General features: G+C 71.6%; 17 protein-coding genes. 15 read left to right on the forward strand and 2 right to left on the reverse strand.

Annotation, left to right across the window (positions count from 1 at the left end):
- Window positions 1-4: 4 nt before the first annotated feature.
- A complete protein-coding gene (locus R2B67_RS31185) occupies window positions 5-2,209 on the reverse strand; it encodes an ATP-binding protein (protein ID WP_317822624.1) in 2,205 nt (734 codons plus the stop codon).
- A gap of 197 nt (window positions 2,210-2,406) precedes the next feature.
- Between R2B67_RS31185 and R2B67_RS31190 the strand changes: the two genes are divergently transcribed.
- The 13 genes from R2B67_RS31190 (at window position 2,407) to nusB (ending at window position 15,733) form a co-directional block, all read left to right on the forward strand.
- Window positions 2,407-2,865: a DUF948 domain-containing protein gene (locus R2B67_RS31190; RefSeq protein ID WP_317825000.1), complete on the forward strand. Its 459-nt coding sequence runs from the start codon at window positions 2,407-2,409 to the stop codon at window positions 2,863-2,865.
- A 7-nt stretch (window positions 2,866-2,872) separates the two neighbouring features.
- The gene (locus R2B67_RS31195; protein WP_018515215.1) at window positions 2,873-3,223 is read left to right on the forward strand and encodes a DUF6167 family protein; all 351 of its coding nucleotides are present in this window, start codon (window positions 2,873-2,875) and stop codon (window positions 3,221-3,223) included.
- Entirely contained in the window at window positions 3,223-5,892 is a 2,670-nt protein-coding gene (alaS, locus tag R2B67_RS31200) for an alanine--tRNA ligase (RefSeq protein WP_237324936.1), read from the forward strand. The genes R2B67_RS31195 and alaS overlap by 1 nt, the downstream gene beginning before the upstream one ends.
- 8 nt (window positions 5,893-5,900) lie before the next feature.
- Window positions 5,901-6,374: a Holliday junction resolvase RuvX gene (gene ruvX, locus R2B67_RS31205; protein WP_030574131.1), complete on the forward strand. Its 474-nt coding sequence runs from the start codon at window positions 5,901-5,903 to the stop codon at window positions 6,372-6,374.
- Window positions 6,375-6,475: 101 nt separating this feature from the next.
- On the forward strand, window positions 6,476-8,242 hold the full coding sequence (gene mltG, locus R2B67_RS31210; RefSeq protein ID WP_317822627.1) for an endolytic transglycosylase MltG: 1,767 nt from the start codon (window positions 6,476-6,478) through the stop codon (window positions 8,240-8,242).
- Window positions 8,229-9,062 carry a shikimate dehydrogenase gene (locus tag R2B67_RS31215; protein WP_317822628.1) on the forward strand — a complete coding sequence of 278 codons (834 nt, stop codon included), beginning with the start codon at window positions 8,229-8,231 and terminating at the stop codon, window positions 9,060-9,062. The genes mltG and R2B67_RS31215 overlap by 14 nt, the downstream gene beginning before the upstream one ends.
- A 146-nt stretch (window positions 9,063-9,208) precedes the next feature.
- Window positions 9,209-10,393: a chorismate synthase gene (gene aroC, locus R2B67_RS31220; RefSeq protein WP_026242057.1), complete on the forward strand. Its 1,185-nt coding sequence runs from the start codon at window positions 9,209-9,211 to the stop codon at window positions 10,391-10,393.
- Window positions 10,390-12,027, forward strand: coding sequence for a 3-dehydroquinate synthase (gene aroB / locus R2B67_RS31225; protein WP_317822629.1), 1,638 nt, complete (start codon window positions 10,390-10,392; stop codon window positions 12,025-12,027). Before aroC ends, aroB begins: the two co-directional genes overlap by 4 nt.
- Window positions 12,024-12,464: a type II 3-dehydroquinate dehydratase gene (gene aroQ / locus R2B67_RS31230; protein ID WP_018515208.1), complete on the forward strand. Its 441-nt coding sequence runs from the start codon at window positions 12,024-12,026 to the stop codon at window positions 12,462-12,464. Before aroB ends, aroQ begins: the two co-directional genes overlap by 4 nt.
- Before the next feature lie 123 nt (window positions 12,465-12,587).
- Window positions 12,588-13,505: a Pro-rich N-terminal domain-containing protein gene (locus tag R2B67_RS31235; protein ID WP_317822631.1), complete on the forward strand. Its 918-nt coding sequence runs from the start codon at window positions 12,588-12,590 to the stop codon at window positions 13,503-13,505.
- Between the two features lie 70 nt (window positions 13,506-13,575).
- Window positions 13,576-14,682 carry a M24 family metallopeptidase gene (locus R2B67_RS31240; RefSeq protein WP_317822632.1) on the forward strand — a complete coding sequence of 369 codons (1,107 nt, stop codon included), beginning with the start codon at window positions 13,576-13,578 and terminating at the stop codon, window positions 14,680-14,682.
- A gap of 50 nt (window positions 14,683-14,732) precedes the next feature.
- Window positions 14,733-15,299 (forward strand): elongation factor P, encoded by a 567-nt coding sequence (efp, locus tag R2B67_RS31245; protein ID WP_018515205.1) that lies wholly within the window; start codon window positions 14,733-14,735, stop codon window positions 15,297-15,299.
- Window positions 15,300-15,301: 2 nt separating this feature from the next.
- Window positions 15,302-15,733 carry a transcription antitermination factor NusB gene (gene nusB, locus R2B67_RS31250; RefSeq protein ID WP_018515204.1) on the forward strand — a complete coding sequence of 144 codons (432 nt, stop codon included), beginning with the start codon at window positions 15,302-15,304 and terminating at the stop codon, window positions 15,731-15,733.
- Between the two features lie 221 nt (window positions 15,734-15,954).
- Here the strand turns inward: nusB and bldD are convergent, their stop codons facing one another.
- A complete protein-coding gene (bldD, locus tag R2B67_RS31255; protein WP_006123181.1) occupies window positions 15,955-16,455 on the reverse strand; it encodes a transcriptional regulator BldD in 501 nt (166 codons plus the stop codon).
- A gap of 221 nt (window positions 16,456-16,676) precedes the next feature.
- On the opposite strand from bldD, the gene pyrR reads away from it, so the two are divergent.
- Window positions 16,677-17,261: a bifunctional pyr operon transcriptional regulator/uracil phosphoribosyltransferase PyrR gene (gene pyrR, locus R2B67_RS31260; RefSeq protein WP_018515203.1), complete on the forward strand. Its 585-nt coding sequence runs from the start codon at window positions 16,677-16,679 to the stop codon at window positions 17,259-17,261.
- A gap of 96 nt (window positions 17,262-17,357) precedes the next feature.
- Window positions 17,358-18,395, forward strand: a complete 1,038-nt coding sequence (locus R2B67_RS31265; protein WP_317822638.1) for an aspartate carbamoyltransferase catalytic subunit — start codon at window positions 17,358-17,360, stop codon at window positions 18,393-18,395.
- The last annotated feature ends 1 nt before the right edge of the window (window position 18,396 follow it).

The following is an 18,396-nucleotide window of genomic DNA, read 5'->3' on the forward strand; positions in this document are numbered from 1 at the left end:
GCTCTCACCAGCGCTCCGGCCCGCCCCTCTCTGTCATCCGGGAGGCGGCGGGCCTTCGCGTTCCCCCGGTGGAGGGACCACTCTCCGCTCCGGGCGTGTCGCGACGCTCCCGGGCGCCGCCCCCACTCAGCGCCCGCTCGACCGCCGCCGCCCGGTCCAGCCGACGGCCGGCCCGCAGCCCCGCCTCGTACGCCGCGTCCCCCAGCTCCCGCCGCACCTGCTCCTCGCACTCCACCCGCGGCCGCCCGAAATACACCGAGCCGAACAGCGGCAGCCCCACCGAGGGCCAGATCCGCTCCGCCGCCCCCTGGAGCACCGCCGCCTCCCCGGCATCGCCCTCCACCGCCGTCACCAGCGCCAGCAGCTCCAGCGAGAGCGCCGTGGCAAGCAGATCGTCGAAGGTCCGGCCGATCGACAGGCACTCCCCGAGCATCCGCCGCGCCCGCTCCGGCAGCCCCCGCCGCAGCGCCGCGTACGCCAGGACGTAGAGCGCGTACGCCAGCGCCCACCGCTCCCCGTGGTCCTCGCAGAGCTCCCGGACCTCCTCGCAGATGTCCGCCGCCGCGTCCAGATCCCCCTGGAACGCCACCGCCATGGCCAGCTCCACCTGGGCCATCACCACATTGCTGTTCAGCTCGCCGATCTCCCGGTAGCGCCCCAGCGCCTCCCGCAGCAGCTCCTCGGCGCGCGCCGGGTCGTCCGTGACGATCGCCAGGCAGCCCGTACGGTGCACCGCGTACGCCGTAGCCGTCGCGTCCCCGGACCGCTCGGCCTCCTCCCGGCACTCCTGGAGCGCCGAAATCGCCCCGACCGCGTCCCCCTGGAGCACCGCCACATACCCCAGCACCCACAGCACCTTGAGCCGTGAGGCGTCGTACGGGGTCGGCTCCTCCAGTACGTGCTCCAGCCAGTACCGGCCCTCCGACAGCCGCCCGCACCCCGCCCAGTAGAACCAGAGCGAACCCGCCAGGTGGTGTGCGAGATGGACCTCGTCGGGGCTCTCCATGGAGCACTCCATCGCCCGCCGGAGGTTGGGCAGTTCGGCGTCGATCCGGGCCGCCACCTCCGCCTGCCGCGGCGAGAACCAGTCCAGCTCGCACCAGGTCGCAAGCCCCAGGAACCAGTCCCGGTGCCGGCGCCGCATCCGCCGGGTGTCCCCGGCCGCCGCCAGCCACTCGGCGCCGTACTCGCGCACCGACTCCAGCAGCCGGTACCGGGTGCCCGTCACACCGTCCTCACGCTCCACCACCGACTGCGCCAGCAGCTCCTCCAGTACGTCGAGCACCGCGTCGGCCGGCAGACCGGCGCCGCCGCAGATGTACTCGGCGGCCTCCAGGTCGAACTGCCCGGCGAAGACCGAGAGCCGCGCCCACAGCAGCCGCTGTTCGGGCGTGCACAGCTCATGGCTCCAGCCGATGGCCGTACGCAGCGCCCGGTGGCGGGGCGGAGCGCCGCGGCTGCCGCCCGTCAGCAGCCGGAACCGGTCGTCCAGGCGCAGCAGCACCTGGCCGACGGAGAGGGCGCGCAGCCGCCCCGCGGCCAGTTCCAGCGCCAGCGGAATCCCGTCGAGGCGGTGGCAGAGCTCCAGCGTGGCCGCCCGGTCCCCGGCCGTCGGCTCCCGGTCCGGCCGAACCGAGCGGGCCCGCTCCGTGAAGAGCTCCACGGCGTCCTCGTCGCACATAGGGGCGAGGGTGAACGTCACTTCACCGTCCACCAGAAGAGGGCGGCGCCCGGCCGCGAGCACCCGGAGCCCCGGCGCCCGGCGCAGCAGCTCCCGCACCAGGTCGGCGCAGGCGTCGACGAGGTGCTCGAAGCCGTCCAGCACCAGCAGCGCCCGGCGCTCACGGAGGTGCTCGACGAGCACGGTGCGCGGCGGTCTGCCCGTGTGGTCGGTCAGCCCGAGCGCCTCGACCACGGCGTGCTCCAGCAGGCCGGGCTCGCGGACCGGGGACAGCTCGGCGAGCCAGACCCCGTCGCAGTACCGTTTCTCCGTCAGCGCGGCGACCCGGCCGGCACACCGGGTCTTGCCCACGCCCGCCACTCCGACGACGGTGACGAGTCTGGACTCCTCCAAGAGCCCGCCCAGCGCCGCCAGTTCGTATCCGCGGCCCACGAACCGGTTCAGCTCCGCCGGGACGTTGCCGGCCGGGGCGGGACGAGGGGAGTCCGGATCATCCGGGTCGGTGACGGGGTGCTGCAGGCGTCGCATGAAACACGCAGGGTACTGGCCCGCATGCTCTCCGTACAATCCGGTCGTCGGGCCCCGCCCCCGCCGCCGGAGAATGCGGCGGGGTCCGCCGGGAATGCGGTACGGCAGGAGATGTGCGGCGCGATAGGCTCGTGGACGGACAAGCGACAAGCAGACAAGCGACAAGCAGAGAGCGGTGCACAGTGTCCGGTGGAGAGGTGGCCGGGATCCTCGTGGCCGTCTTCTGGGCGATCCTGGTCTCGTTCCTCGCCGTGGTGCTGGTGAGGCTCGCCCAGACGCTCAAGGCGACCACCAAGCTGGTGGCGGACGTGACCGAACAGGCCGTTCCGCTGCTGGCCGACGCCTCGGCGACGGTGCGTTCCGCCCAGACCCAGCTGGACAAGGTCGACGCCATCGCGAGCGACGTCCAGGAGGTCACCTCCAACGCCTCCGCGCTCTCCACCACCGTCGCCTCCACCTTCGGCGGACCGCTCGTCAAGGTCGCGGCGTTCGGCTACGGCGTCCGGCAGGCCCTCGGCCGCCGCACCGCCCCCGAGCCCGGACCGGAACCGGCGCGGAGCCGCTCCTCCCGCCGTACGGTGATCGTCGGCCGGACCGTACCTTCGGCGCGCGGACGCAAGCGCGAACGCCGAAACACCCGCGGACAGAAGGACTGATCCAGCGATGTTCCGCCGCACGTTCTGGTTCACCGCCGGCGCAGCCGCCGGTGTCTGGGCCACCACCAAGGTCAACCGCAAGATCAAGCAGCTGACGCCCGAGAGCCTCGCCGCGCAGGCCGCGGACAAGGCGATCGAGACCGGCCACAAGCTCAAGGACTTCGCCCTCGACGTCCGCGACAACATGGTCCGGCGCGAAGCCGAACTGGGCGGCGCCCTGGGCCTGGAGGCACCGGTCGACCCCGACCTCCCCGTCCAGCGGCACTACGCCGTGGAGGCGTCGGCCGAGTCCGCCGCCCGGCCCGACACGTACCGCACGCTCCCCTACAAATCGAACAACCGGAATGAGGACCACTGATGGAGTCGGCTGAAATCCGCCGCCGCTGGCTGAGCTTCTTCGAGGAGCGCGGTCACACCGCCGTGCCTTCGGCGTCGCTCATCGCGGACGACCCGACTCTGCTGCTGGTCCCCGCGGGCATGGTCCCCTTCAAGCCGTACTTCCTCGGCGAGGTCAAGCCGCCCGCCCCGCGCGTCACCAGCGTGCAGAAGTGCGTGCGCACGCCGGACATCGAAGAGGTCGGCAAGACCACCCGCCACGGCACCTTCTTCCAGATGTGCGGCAACTTCTCCTTCGGGGACTACTTCAAGGAAGGCGCCATCCAGCTCGCCTGGGAGGCGCTGACCAGCTCCGTCGAGGACGGCGGCTACGGTCTCGACCCCGAGAGGCTCTGGATCACGGTCTACCTCGACGACGACGAGGCCGAGGCCATCTGGCGCGACAAGATCGGCGTCCCCGCCGAGCGCATCCAGCGCCTGGGCAAGAAGGACAACTTCTGGTCCATGGGTGTCCCCGGACCCTGCGGCCCGTGCTCCGAGATCAACTACGACCGCGGCCCCGAGTTCGGCGTCGAGGGCGGCCCCGCCGTCAACGACGAGCGCTACGTGGAGATCTGGAACCTGGTCTTCATGCAGTACGAGCGCGGCGCCGGCGACGGCAAGGAGGACTTCCCGATCCTCGGGGACCTGCCGTCGAAGAACATCGACACCGGTCTCGGCCTCGAACGCCTCGCCATGATCCTGCAGGGCGTGCAGAACATGTACGAGACCGACACCCTGCGCGTCGTCATGGACAAGGCCACCGAGCTGACCGGTGTCCGCTACGGCGCCGAGAAGGGCACGGACGTCTCGCTCCGCGTCGTCGCCGACCACATCCGTACGTCGGTGATGCTCATCGGCGACGGCGTCACCCCCGGTAACGAGGGCCGCGGCTACGTGCTGCGCCGCATCATGCGCCGCGCCATCCGCAACATGCGCCTGATGGGTGCCACCGGATCGGTCGTCAAGGACCTGGTCGACGTCGTGATCGACACGATGGGGCTCCAGTACCCGGAGCTGGTCACCGACCGCAAGCGCATCGAGACGGTCGCGCTCGCCGAGGAGGCCGCCTTCCTCAAGGCCCTCAAGGGCGGCACCAACATCCTGGAGACCGCCGTCACCGAGACCAAGGCCGCCGGCGGCCAGGTCATCGCCGGTGACAAGGCGTTCCTGCTCCACGACACCTGGGGCTTCCCGATCGACCTGACCCTGGAGATGGCCGCCGAGCAGGGGCTCTCCGTGGACGAGGACGGCTTCCGCCGCCTCATGCAGGAGCAGCGCGACAAGGCCAAGGCCGACGCCCGCGCCAAGAAGACCGGTCACGCCGACCTGTCCGCCTACCGCGAGGTCGCCGACACCTCCGGCGCCACCGAGTTCACCGGCTACACCGCCACCGCCGGCGAGTCCACCATCGTCGGCCTGCTGGTCGACGGCGTTCCCTCGCCCGCCGCCACCGAGGGCGACGAGGTCGAGGTCGTCCTCGACCGCACCCCCTTCTACGCCGAGGGCGGCGGCCAGCTCGCCGACACCGGCCGCATCCGGCTGGACACCGGTGCCGTGATCGAGATCCGCGACGTCCAGAAGCCGGTGCCCGGCGTCCACGTCCACAAGGGTGTCGTCCAGGTCGGCGAGGTGACGGTCGGGGCCCCGGTCTTCGCCTCCATCGACTCCACCCGCCGCCGGGCCATCGCCCGCGCCCACAGCGCCACCCACCTCACCCACCAGGCGCTGCGCGACGCGCTCGGCCCGACGGCCGCGCAGGCCGGTTCGGAGAACTCCCCGGGCCGCTTCCGCTTCGACTTCGGTTCGCCCGCCGCCGTTCCCGGCACGGTCCTCACCGACGTCGAGCAGAAGATCAACGAGGTCCTCTCGCGCGAACTCGACGTCCAGGCCGAGGTCATGTCGATCGACGAGGCCAAGAAGCAGGGCGCCATCGCCGAGTTCGGCGAGAAGTACGGCGAGCGGGTCCGGGTCGTCACCATCGGCGACTTCTCCAAGGAGCTGTGCGGCGGCACCCACGTCCACAACACCGCCCAGCTCGGCCTGGTCAAGCTGCTCGGCGAGTCCTCCATCGGCTCCGGCGTGCGCCGTATCGAGGCCCTCGTCGGCGTGGACGCGTACAACTTCCTCGCCCGCGAGCACACGGTCGTCGCCCAGCTCCAGGAGCTGGTCAAGGGCCGTCCCGAGGAGCTCCCGGAGAAGATCGCGGGCATGCTCGGCAAGCTGAAGGACGCCGAGAAGGAGATCGAGAAGTTCCGCGCGGAGAAGGTCCTCGCCGCCGCCGCCGGACTGGTCGAGTCCGCCAAGGACGTACGCGGCGTCGCCCTGGTCACCGGCCAGGTCCCCGACGGCACCTCCGCCGACGACCTGCGCAAGCTGGTCCTCGACGTGCGCGGTCGCATCCAGGGCGGCCGCCCCGCCGTCGTGGCCTTGTTCACCACGGCCAACGGCCGCCCGCTCACCGTCATCGCCACCAACGAGGCCGCCCGCGAACGCGGTCTCAAGGCCGGTGACCTCGTTCGTACGGCCGCCAAGACGCTCGGCGGCGGTGGCGGCGGCAAGCCGGACGTCGCCCAGGGCGGTGGCACCAACCCGGCCGCCATCGGCGACGCCGTCGCCGCTGTCGAACGCCTCGTCACCGAGACGGCGTGACGGGCGGGATGACGCAGATGCGCCGCGGACGACGGCTCGCCGTCGACGTCGGGGACGCCCGGATCGGGGTCGCCTCGTGCGACCCCGACGGGATCCTGGCCACGCCGGTGGAGACCGTGCCGGGACGAGATGTCCCGGCCGCCCACCGGCGGCTCCGCCAGATCGTCGAGGAGTACGAGCCGATCGAGGTCATCCTCGGCCTGCCGCGCTCGCTCGGCGGCGGCGAGGGCCCGGCGGCAGCCAAGGTCCGCGACTTCGCCCAGGCGTTCGCCAGTTCGATCGCGCCCGTTCCGGTGCGTCTGGTGGACGAGAGGATGACCACAGTGACGGCCGCTCAGGGCATGCGCGCCTCGGGCGTGAAGTCCAAGAAGGGCCGGTCTGTCATCGACCAGGCTGCCGCTGTGGTGATCCTTCAGAACGCTCTGGAGTCCGAACGGGCGTCTGGCAATCCCCCGGGCGAGGGCGTCGAAGTGGTTGTCTGATCGCGATACGGTAACGTTCCGCGCGATGCGTCGGTGGTTCGAACAAACACCGCACAGCGAAGCGAAGAGACGGAACGTCGTCTCGCGGCTCTAGGGGATCGATGACTGAGTATGGCCGGGGCCCCGGCTCCGAACCGTGGCATCCCGAGGACCCCTTGTACGGGGACCAGGGATGGGGAGGCCGTCAGGCCGACCACGGCCAGAGCCAGTACGGCGACCAGCAGCAGTCCTATCCGCAGGACCCGTACGCCCAGCAGCACCAGAACCACCAGCAGCACCAGAGCCAGAACCACCAGCAGTACCCGCAGCAGCAGTCGTACGACCAGCACCAGCAGTACGACCCGCAGCAGCCGCACCAGCAGCAGTACCAGCACCAGTACGGCGCGCAGCAGCAGGACCCGTACGGTCAGCAGCCCCCCGCCCAGCCGCAGTACGACGGCGGCTGGGACTCCGGGCAGCAGGCCGCCGTGCCGTACGGGGCCGAGCCCCAGGACCCGTACGCCCAGCAGCAGCCCGGCTACGGCGAATCGCACGACTACTACGGCACCCCCGAGGCCTACCCCCCGCCGCAGCCGCCGGGCCGCCGCGAGGCGCCCGAGCAGCAGCAGAAGCCGTCGACCGACTGGGACCCGGACGAGCAGCGGGAAGAGACGCATCCTTTCTTCACCGGCGCCGACGAACCCGCCGCCCGTGAGCCCCGCGATGACGACGATGACCCGGACGACGACTCCTCCCGCTCCGCGCGCCGGGACCGCGGCGACGGCGAGCGCCGAGGCGGCAAGGGCAAGAAGAAGAAAAGCCGCAACGGCTGCGCCTGCCTGGTCGTCTCGCTCGTCCTGGTCGGCGGCCTCGGGGGAGTGTCGTACGTCGGCTACACGTACTGGAAGAAGCAGTTCGGCGCCCCGGCCGACTTCGCCGGGGCCGGCACGTCCGAGCAGGTCGAGGTAGAGATCCCCGAGGGCTCCTTCGGCTATGACATCGCGAACATCCTGCGCAAGAAGGGCGTCATCAAGTCCTCCGACGCCTTCGTCGCGGCGCAGAACGACAACCCCAAGGGCAAGTCGCTGCAGGCGGGCGTCTACCTCCTGAACAAGGAGATGTCCGCGGCCAGCGCGATCGAGCTGATGCTCGACCCGAAGAGCCAGAACGCGCTCGTGATCCCCGAGGGCACCCGTAACGTCACGGTCTACGCCAAGGTCGACGCTCGCCTCGGGCTCAAGAAGGGCACCACGGCGGAGATCGCCAAGACCAAGGCGGAGTCGCTGGGTCTGCCCGGCTGGGCGGACGACAACCCGGACCTGAAGGACCCTCTGGAAGGCTTCCTGTACCCGGCGGCCTACCCGGTCGCCAAGGGGTCGAAGCCGGAGGACGCGCTGAAGCGGATGGTCACGCGGGCCAACAAGGAGTACGACAGGCTCGACCTGGAAGCCGTCGCCAAGAAGCACAAGCTCGACGGGCCGTGGCAGGTGGTCACGGTGGCAAGCCTGGTCCAGGTGGAGGGCAAGACCCACGACGACTTCCGGAAGATGGCCGAGGTCGTCTACAACCGTCTCAAGCCCACCAATACGGAGACCAACCAGCTGCTGCAGTTCGACTCGGCGTTCAACTACCTGAACAACCAGAGCAACATCAAGATCAGCGAGTCCGAGATCCTCAGCAACAAGGACCCGTACAACACCTATACGCAGAAGGGCCTCACCCCGGGGCCCATCAGCAACCCCGGTGCCGATGCCCTGGCCGCGGCCCTCAACCCCACGACCGAGGGCTGGCTCTACTTCGTCGCGACCGACGGCAAGCACAAGACCGAGTTCGCCAAGACCTACGACGAGCACCTCAAGCTCAAGGAAAAGTTCGATGCCCTCGGCTGACGCACACCGGGCGGCGGTCCTCGGCTCGCCCATCGCCCACTCGCTCTCCCCGGTGCTGCACCGCGCCGCGTACGCCGCACTCGGCCTCGACGACTGGTCCTACGACCGGTTCGAGATCGACGAGGGGTCGCTGCCCGGGTTCATCGAGGGGCTGGACCGCTCCTGGGCGGGGCTCTCGCTGACCATGCCGCTGAAGCGGGCGATCATCCCGCTGCTGGACGAGATCAGCCCGACCGCCGCCTCGGTGGAGGCCGTCAACACGGTCGTGTTCACCGAGGACGGCCGGCGGACCGGCGACAACACGGATATCCCCGGCATGATCGCCGCCCTGCGGGAGCGCGGGGTCGAGAAGGTCGAGTCCGCCGCCGTCCTCGGCGCCGGCGCGACCGCCTCCTCCGCCCTCGCCGCCCTCGCGGTGATCTGCGCCGGTCCGGTCACCGCCTACGTACGCAGCCGGGAACGCGGCGACGAGATGCGCGGCTGGGGGCAGCGCCTCGGCGTGGACGTCCGGGTCGCGGACTGGGCGGAGGGGGCGCGCGCACTGGAGGCGCCGCTCGTCATCGCCACGACCCCGGCCGGTACGACGGACGCCGTGGCCGCCGACGTACCGCGGAACCCGGGCATCCTCTTCGACGTGCTGTACGAGCCGTGGCCGACGGCGCTCGCCTCGGCCTGGTCGGCACGCGGCGGCGCTGTCGTCGGAGGGCTCGACCTCCTCGTGCACCAGGCGCTCCTCCAGGTCGAGCAGATGACCGGACGGCGCCCCGCCCCGCTGGCGGCCATGCGGCAGGCCGGGGAAGCCGCGCTCGCGGCCCGCTGACCCGTTCGACCTGATGAAGTGGCGTCCGGCTGCTGGACCGGCGGCCGGACACCGCGCACAGTCGTGGGAGGATCAAAGGCGGCGGGCCGGGGCCGCGCACCCGGCCGCGCCGTTTGATTTTCAGGCGCGAGCATGAGGGAGCACCGTTGAGCAGGTTGCGCTGGCTGACCGCGGGGGAGTCGCACGGCCCCGCACTGGTGGCGACGCTGGAGGGACTTCCCGCCGGTGTCCCGATCACCACGGAGATGGTCGCGGAGGCGCTGGCCCGGCGACGGCTCGGCTACGGCCGAGGTGCCCGGATGAAGTTCGAGAAGGACGAGGTCACCTTCCTCGGCGGCGTACGCCACGGCCTCACCATGGGCTCCCCGGTCGCCGTCATGGTCGGCAACACCGAGTGGCCCAAGTGGGAGCAGGTCATGGCGGCCGACCCGGTCGACCCCGCCGTACTGGCCGAGTCGGCCCGTAACGCCCCGCTGACCCGGCCCCGCCCCGGCCACGCCGACCTGGCGGGGATGCAGAAGTACGGCTTCGACGAGGCCCGGCCGGTCCTGGAGCGCGCCAGCGCCCGGGAGACCGCCGCGCGTGTCGCCCTCGGGACCGTCGCCCGCTCCTACCTCAAGGAGACCGCGGGCATCGAGATCGTCAGCCATGTCGTGGAGCTGGCCGCCGCGAAGGCGCCCTACGGTGTCGTCCCGGTCCCCGGCGACGTGGAGAAGCTGGACGCCGACCCGGTCCGCTGCCTGGACGCCGACGCGTCCAAGGCGATGGTGGCCGAGATCGACCAGGCCCACAAGGACGGCGACACCCTAGGCGGCGTCGTCGAGGTGCTGGCGTACGGCGTGCCCGTCGGGCTCGGCTCGCACGTGCACTGGGACCGCCGCCTGGACGCCCGGCTCGCCGCCGCGCTCATGGGCATCCAGGCCATCAAGGGCGTCGAGGTCGGCGACGGCTTCGAGCTGGCCCGGGTCCCTGGCTCGAAGGCGCACGACGAGATCGTCGCCACCGACGAGGGCATCCGGCGCACCTCCGGCCGTTCCGGCGGCACCGAGGGCGGCCTCACCACCGGCGAGCTGCTCCGCGTCCGCGCCGCGATGAAGCCCATCGCGACCGTGCCGCGCGCCCTGGCCACCGTGGACGTCACCACCGGCGAGGCCACCAAGGCCCACCACCAGCGCTCCGACGTCTGCGCCGTCCCGGCCGCGGGCATCGTCGCGGAGGCGATGGTCGCCCTGGTCCTGGCCGACGCCGTCGCGGAGAAGTTCGGCGGCGACAGCGTGGCCGAGACTGCCCGCAACGTGCAGTCGTACCTCGACCACCTCAAGATCCGATGACCGGCCCCCTGATCGTCCTCGTCGGCCCGATGGGCGTCGGCAAGTCCACCGTCGGCGAACTGCTCGCCGCCCGGCTCGGCACCACCTACCGGGACACCGACGCGGACGTCGTCGCCGAGGCGGGCAAGCCGATCGCGGAGATCTTCTACGACGAGGGCGAGGACCACTTCCGCGCCCTGGAGCGCCGGGCCGTCGCCGCGGCCCTCACCGGACACGCGGGCGTCCTCTCCCTCGGCGGCGGAGCCGTCCTGGACGGGGCGACCAGGGAGCTGCTGGCGGACCGCCCGGTCGTCTACCTCTCCATGGACGTGGACGAGGCCGTCCGCCGCGTCGGTCTGGGCGCCGCCCGCCCGCTGCTCGCGGTCAACCCGCGCCGGCAGTGGCGCGAGCTGATGGACGCCCGCCGCCACCTCTACGAAGAGGTCGCCCGTACCGTCGTCGCCACCGACGAGAACACCCCCGAAGAGGTCGCCCAGGCGATCATCGACGCACTGGAACTGCCGGAGGGCCAAGCCGCCCCCGGCGTGGAGAGCACCGGCATGACGCAGCAGAGCCCCACCCGCATCCAGGTCGCAGGCTCCGCGGGCTCCGACCCGTACGAGGTCCTCGTCGGCCACCAGCTCCTCGGCGAGCTGCCCCAGCTCATCGGCGACCGCGCGAAGCGGGTCGCCGTGCTGCACCCCGAGGCGCTCGCCGAGACCGGAGAGGCGGTCCGCCAGGACCTCGCGGGCCAGGGGTACGAGGCCATCGCGATCCAGCTGCCCAACGCGGAGGAGGCCAAGACCGTCGAGGTCGCCGCCTACTGCTGGAAGGCGCTTGGCCAGACCGGCTTCACCCGCACCGACGTCATCATCGGCATCGGCGGCGGCGCCACCACGGACGTCGCCGGGTTCGTCGCGGCCAGCTGGCTGCGCGGGGTGCGCTGGATCGCGGTCCCCACCACCGTGCTCGGCATGGTCGACGCGGCCGTCGGCGGCAAGACCGGCATCAACACCGCCGAGGGCAAGAACCTGGTGGGCGCCTTCCACCCGCCCGCCGGGGTCCTCTGCGACCTCGCGGCCCTGGAATCCCTGCCGGTCCACGACTACGTCTCCGGCATGGCCGAGATCATCAAGGCTGGCTTCATCGCCGACCCGGTCATCCTCGACCTGATCGAGGCCGACCCGGAGGCCGCCCGTACGCCCGCCGGGCCGCACACCGCCGAGCTGATCGAGCGCTCCATCCGGGTCAAGGCCGAGGTCGTCTCCAGCGACCTCAAGGAGTCCGGCCTCCGCGAGATCCTCAACTACGGCCACACCCTCGGCCACGCCATCGAGAAGAACGAGCGCTACAAGTGGCGCCACGGAGCCGCCGTCTCCATCGGCATGGTCTTCGCCGCCGAGCTGGGCCGGCTCGCCGGGCGCCTCGACGACGCCACCGCCGACCGGCACCGGACTATCCTGGAGTCGGTGGGGCTGCCGCTCACCTACCGCGGCGACCAGTGGCCCAAGCTGCTGGAGAACATGAAGGTCGACAAGAAGTCCCGAGGCGACCTCCTGCGCTTCATCGTCCTGGACGCCCTCGGCAAGCCCACCGTCCTGGAAGGCCCCGACCCGGCCGTGCTGCTCGCCGCCTACGGGGAGGTCTCCGCGTGACCCGCAGGGTCTTCGTGCTCAACGGCCCCAACCTCGGCCGGCTCGGCTCCCGCGAGCCCGACGTCTACGGGGCCACCTCCTACGCCGGACTCGTGGAGGCCTGCACCGTGCTCGGCAAGGAGCTCGGCTTCGACGTCGACGTACGCGAGACGAACGACGAGGGCGAACTGATCCGCTGGCTCCACGAGGCGGCGGACGGTTCGATTCCGGTCGTCCTCAACCCGGGTGCCTTCACGCACTACTCGTACGGGATGCGGGATGCGGCCGCGCAGCGCACCGCCCCGCTGATCGAGGTGCACATCTCCAACCCGTACGCCCGCGAGGAGTTCCGGCACACCTCGGTGGTCGCCCCAGTGGCCACCGGCACGATCGCCGGTTTCGGCATCGGCTCCTACCGGCTCGCCCTGCGGGCCCTCGCCGACGAACTGACGGACTGACAGTCCGCCGGTGCTCACGGGCACTCTGTACCCTCCCGGGCCGTTCACCTTGAGACGGCCCGGGAAGGTACGGTAGCCGTCCCATCAGCGTCAGTCGCAGTTACGAGACGGAGTGGCCACCGGATGCAGCACCCAGTGGGGGCCCCGCTGCCGCCGCCCCAAGGACCCGGTCACGGGCCTGCCGGCTGGTCGCACCAGGCCCAGCACCCCGGTCACCCCGGACCGCCGGGCCAACCCCCGATACCCCCGCCGCCCGCCGCCCCCGGTCAGGCCCCCCAGCCTCCCGCGCACGGCCAGGCCCCTCCGCCTCCGGCCCCGGGGCACGCACCGCAGCCTCCCGCCCCCGGCCAGGCTCCCCAGCACGGCTGGAGCGGCACCGGGCCCATCCCGCCGCCCTCCGGCGGCCAGGCCACCGGACACGTCCAGCTGCCCCCGGGCGGCCCCGTGGCGCTGCCCGCACCCCCCGCCGAGCCCGGCACCGGCGGCGCCACGCTCGCCGTGCTGCTGATCGGCCCCGCTGGCGCGGGCAAGACCACCGTGGCCCGGCTCTGGGCGGCCCGCCGCCGGGTGCCCACCGCCCACGTCTCCCTGGACGACGTCCGCGAATGGGTCTGCTCCGGCTTCGCCGACCCCCAGGCCGGCTGGAACGACCACTCCGAGGCCCAGTACCGCCTGGCCCGCCGCACCTGCGGCTTCGCCGCCCGTAACTTCCTTGCCAACGGCATCTCCTGCATCCTCGACGACGCCGTCTTCCCCGACCGCCCGGTCGTCGGCCTCGGCGGCTGGAAGCGCCATGTGGGCCCGGGGCTGCTGCCCGTCGTGCTGCTGCCAGGACTGGAGATCGTCCTGGAGCGGAACGCCGCCCGCAGCGGCAACCGCAGGCTCTCCGACGAGGAGGTCGCCCGCATCCACGGCCGGATGGCCGGCTGGTACGGCTCCGGGCTCCCGATCATCGACAACTCGACGTACGACGTGGAGACCACCGCCCGGGTCCTGGACGACGTGCTCGCCCGCTCCATCGCGTCCCCGCCCGCCTGGTAAGCGGCCCTGCGGGCCCCCGGTCGGATGCGCTGGCCGGGCGGGGAGGGGGATTCGTTCGTACGCTCGGAGCATGTCTGAGGTGCACGCCGTCCGACGCGGGCTGCTCCGCGACCGGTGCGCCGCCGCGGGGTCCGCGGCCGCCCTGGTCTCCCGCCCCGCCAACGTCCGCTATCTCGCGGGCGGAGCGCCGCCCGGCGCCGTGCTGCTGCTCGGCCCCGGGGAGGACGTTCTGCTCTGCCCCCGCGCCCCAGCCGGCGAACCCGGCCACGGGCGGCCCGACGAGGCGTTGCGGGTCGACGTCCTGCCCGTCCCCGACGGGGACCCGGTGGTGGCGGCCGCGGGGCTCGCCGCCGCCTCGGGCGCGGAGTCGCTCGCCGTGGAGGAGCACGACCTGACCGTGGCCCGGCACCGGGCCATGGGGAAGGCCGCACCGCGCCTCAGGCTGGCCGATCTGGGCTTCACCGTGGAACAGCAGCGGATCGTCAAGGACGAGGAGGAGATCGGCTGTCTGCGCATCGCCGCGGAGATCACCGACCAGGCCCTCGGAGAGCTCCTCGAATCGATCCTGGTCGGCCGCACCGAGCGGCATCTCGCGCTGGAGCTGGAGCGCCGCCTGGTCGACCACGGGGCGGACGGCCCCGCCTTCGCCACCTCCGTCGCCACCGGCCCCAACTCCGGCCAGGGGCGCCACCGGCCCTCCGACCGCCGGGTCGAGGAGGGGGATTTCCTCTCCGTCCGCCTCGGCGCGAACTACCACGGCTACCGCTGCGAGATCGGCCGCACCTTCGTCATCGGCACCGCCCCCGCCCAGTGGCAGATCGAGCTCTACGACCTCGTTTTCGCCGCTCAGCGGGGAGGCAGGGAGGCCCTGGCGCCGGGCGCCGCCTACCGGGACGTGGACCGTGCGGCCAGGCATCCGCTCGAGCTGGCGGGGTACGGAGAGGGCCTCCAGCCGAGGACCGGGCACGGTGTGGGGCTCGAAATCGAGGAGGACCCGCAATTGGCACCGACAGCCATGGGTAAACTGGACGCTTGTGTGCCGGTCACCGTCGGACCGGGGGTCCACCTCCCGGGCCGGGGCGGTGTCCGGATCGATGACACGCTCGTCGTGCGCCCCGAGGCGGACGGCGGACCCGAGCTACTCACCATGACGACCAAGGAACTGCTCGCGCTCTAGCGCGCATCCCCGGTCGTTCCACCAGCTTCAGTCCAGGAGATTCCGCAACCGTGGCTTCCACGAACGACCTCAAGAACGGCCTGGTGCTCAAGCTCGACGGAGGCCAGCTCTGGTCCGTCGTCGAGTTCCAGCACGTCAAGCCCGGCAAGGGCCCCGCCTTCGTGCGCACCAAGCTCAAGAACGTGCTCTCCGGCAAGGTCGTCGACAAGACGTTCAACGCCGGCGTGAAGGTCGACACGGCCACCATCGACCGCCGTGACATGCAGTTCTCGTACATGGACGGCGAGTACTTCGTCTTCATGGACATGGACACGTACGACCAGCTCATGGTCGACCGCAAGGCCGTCGGCGACGCCGCCAACTTCCTGATCGAAGGCTTCACCGCCTCCGTCGCCCAGCACGAGGGCGAGGTGCTCTACGTCGAGCTGCCCGCCGCGGTCGAGCTGACCATCCAGCACACCGACCCGGGCGTCCAGGGTGACCGCTCCACCGGCGGCACCAAGCCCGCCACCCTGGAGACCGGTTACGAGATCGGCGTGCCGCTCTTCATCTCCACCGGCGAGAAGATCAAGGTCGACACCCGCTCGGGCGACTACCTCGGCCGGGTGAACAGCTAACCGTGGCTGCCCGGAACAAGGCCCGCAAGCGCGCCTTCCAGATCCTCTTCGAGGCCGACCAGCGCGGTGAGTCCGTGCAGAGCGTCCTCGCGGACTGGGTCCGGCACTCGCGGACCGACGACCGTCAGCCGCCGGTCGGCGAATTCACGATGGAGCTGGTCGAGGGGTACGCGCAGTACGCGGACCGGATCGACGACCTCATCGTCACCTACGCCGTGGACTGGGAGATCGACCGCATGCCGGTCGTCGACCGCAGCATCATCCGGCTCGGCGCGTACGAGCTGATCTGGATGGACGAGACCCCGGACGCCGTGGTGATCGACGAGGCGGTACAGCTCGCCAAGGAGTTCTCCACCGACGACTCCCCGTCGTTCGTGAACGGTCTGCTGGCCCGCTTCAAGGACCTCAAGCCGAACCTCCGCCGGGAGCAGTAGCCCGCTCTGTGCGGGGCCGCTGCGCCATGCACGCCACGAAGGGCCCACGGTCAGCCGACCGTGGGCCCTTCGGCGTCCGCGCCGCCGCGACCGTCCGCGCCGCCGCGACAGGGACGAAAACGCCGGGCCGGCGGGGACCCGAAGGCTCCCGCCGGCCCGGCGGCACGTTTCTGCTGATGGGTCCGCTGTGGGTGGCGGACCCTGACCTCCCGGTCCCGGTCTCAGCTCTCGTCGTGGGAGACCGCGCGGCGCGCGTCCGCGTCCAGCACGCCCCAGCTGATGAGCTGCTCCGTGAGCACGGAAGGCGACTGGTCGTAGATCACGGCGAGGGTGCGCAGGTCGTCCTGGCGGATCGAGAGCACCTTGCCGTTGTAGTCACCGCGCTGGCTCTGGATGGTCGCCGCGTAGCGCTGCAGCGGACCGGCCTTCTCCGGCGGGACGTGGGCGAGGCGCTCCAGGTCCAGGACGAGCTTCGGCGGCGGCTCGGCGGCCCCGCCCGGAGTCGTACCGGGCAGCAGCTCCTGCACCGGGACCCCGTAGAAATCCGCCAGCTCGGCGAGGCGCTGTACGGTCACGGCACGGTCGCCGCGCTCGTACGAACCGACCACGACGGCCTTCCAGCGACCCTGTGACTTCTCCTCCACGCCGTGGAGGGAGAGGCCCTGCTGGGTGCGGATGGCACGGAGTTTGGCCCCGAGCTGTTTTGCGTATTCGCTGGACATATGGCTCCCCGGACGCTGGAACAGTGTGCGGCTCCGCCGCGTGGCTGGTAACTCACTGTGAGGTTACGCAGCGTTACTTGGATGCGTCAAGCCGGATGGTCCGGACCGGCACCTCCAGGGGGCGGGGCCAAGGCCTTGCACAAGCCCTGGTAACGTGGATGACGTAATTTCGACGTCCTTTAAGGTCCGTCCCGTGAGGCGGAGAAGGAGGTCCGTTTCTTATGGACGCACAGCACGACGACACCGGCAACGCGGCACGCCCCGTTCTCGAGGCCCCCGACATCGCCCGTGTTCTGACCCGTATCGCCCACGAGATCGTCGAACGCGCCAAGGGCGCCGACGATGTGGTGCTGCTCGGCATCCCGACGCGGGGCGTCTTCCTCGCCCGCCGGCTCGCCGACAAACTCGAAGAGATCACCGGCCGGAAGATGCCGGTCGGCTCCCTCGACATCACCATGTACCGCGACGACCTGCGGCTGCGCCCGGCGCGCGCCCTGGCCCGTACGGACATCCCCGGCGAGGGGATCGAGGGGAAACTGGTCGTCCTGGTCGACGACGTGCTCTTCTCCGGCCGCACGATCCGCGCCGCACTCGACGCGCTCGGCGACATCGGCCGCCCGCGCGCCGTGCAGCTCGCGGTCCTCGTCGACCGCGGCCACCGCGAACTCCCGATCCGCGCCGACTACGTCGGCAAGAACCTCCCCACGTCGCTGCGGGAGACGGTCAAGGTCCAGCTCGCCGAGGAGGACGGCCGCGACGCCGTGCTGCTCGGCGTCCAGCAGGCCGCTCCCGCGGACGCGCAGTAGCCCGAACGGCTCCCGTACGGCCCTTCGGGGGACGTACGGCTCGCTCCTGCGCGCCCGCATGCCTTCAACCCTCCTCCAGCCACCGGAGAACCCCAGATGAAGCGCCACCTCATCTCGGCCGCCGACCTCACCCGCGACGACGCCGTCCTGATCCTCGACACCGCCGAGGAGATGGCCCGGGTCGCGGACCGGCCGATCAAGAAGCTCCCCACCCTGCGCGGCCGTACCGTCGTCAACCTCTTCTTCGAGGACTCGACCCGGACCCGCATCTCCTTCGAGGCCGCCGCCAAGCGGCTCTCCGCCGACGTCATCAACTTCTCCGCCAAGGGCTCCTCCGTCTCCAAGGGCGAGTCCCTCAAGGACACCGCGCTGACCCTGGAGGCGATGGGCGCCGACGCCGTCGTCATCCGGCACGGCTCCTCCGGCGCCCCCTACCGGCTCGCCACCTCCGGCTGGATCGACGGAGCCGTGGTCAACGCCGGCGACGGCACCCACGAGCACCCCACCCAGGCGCTGCTGGACGCCTTCACCATGCGGCGCCGCCTCGTCGGCGCCGACGCCGGCCTCGGCCGGGACCTCGACGGCCGCCGGATCACCATCGTCGGCGACATCCTGCACAGCCGCGTCGCCCGCTCCAACGTCCACCTGCTCACCACCCTGGGCGCACACGTCACCCTGGTGGCCCCGCCCACCCTGGTCCCCGTGGGCGTCGAACAGTGGCCCTGCGACGTCAGCTACAGCCTCGACGACGTGCTGGCGAAGTCCGACGCGGTGATGATGCTGCGTGTGCAGCGCGAACGGATGAACGCCGCCTACTTCCCGACCGAGCGCGAGTACTCCCGCCGCTACGGCCTGGACGGCCAGCGCATGGCGAAGATGCCCGAGCACGCCATCGTCATGCACCCCGGCCCGATGGTCCGCGGCATGGAGATCACCGCCGAGGTCGCCGACTCCGACCGCTGCACGGTCGTCGAGCAGGTCGCCAACGGCGTCTCCATCCGGATGGCTGTCCTCTACCTGCTGCTCGGCGGCTCCGACACCGCCCTGTCCGCTCCCGCCCGCCCCGAAGGCTCTGCCCGTACCGAGAGCCCCGCCCGTACCGAGGCCACCGCCCGTACCGAGGAGACCAAGTAAC

Source organism: Streptomyces cyaneofuscatus, from assembly GCF_033109485.1.
GTDB classification, from domain to species: domain Bacteria; phylum Actinomycetota; class Actinomycetes; order Streptomycetales; family Streptomycetaceae; genus Streptomyces; species Streptomyces cyaneofuscatus.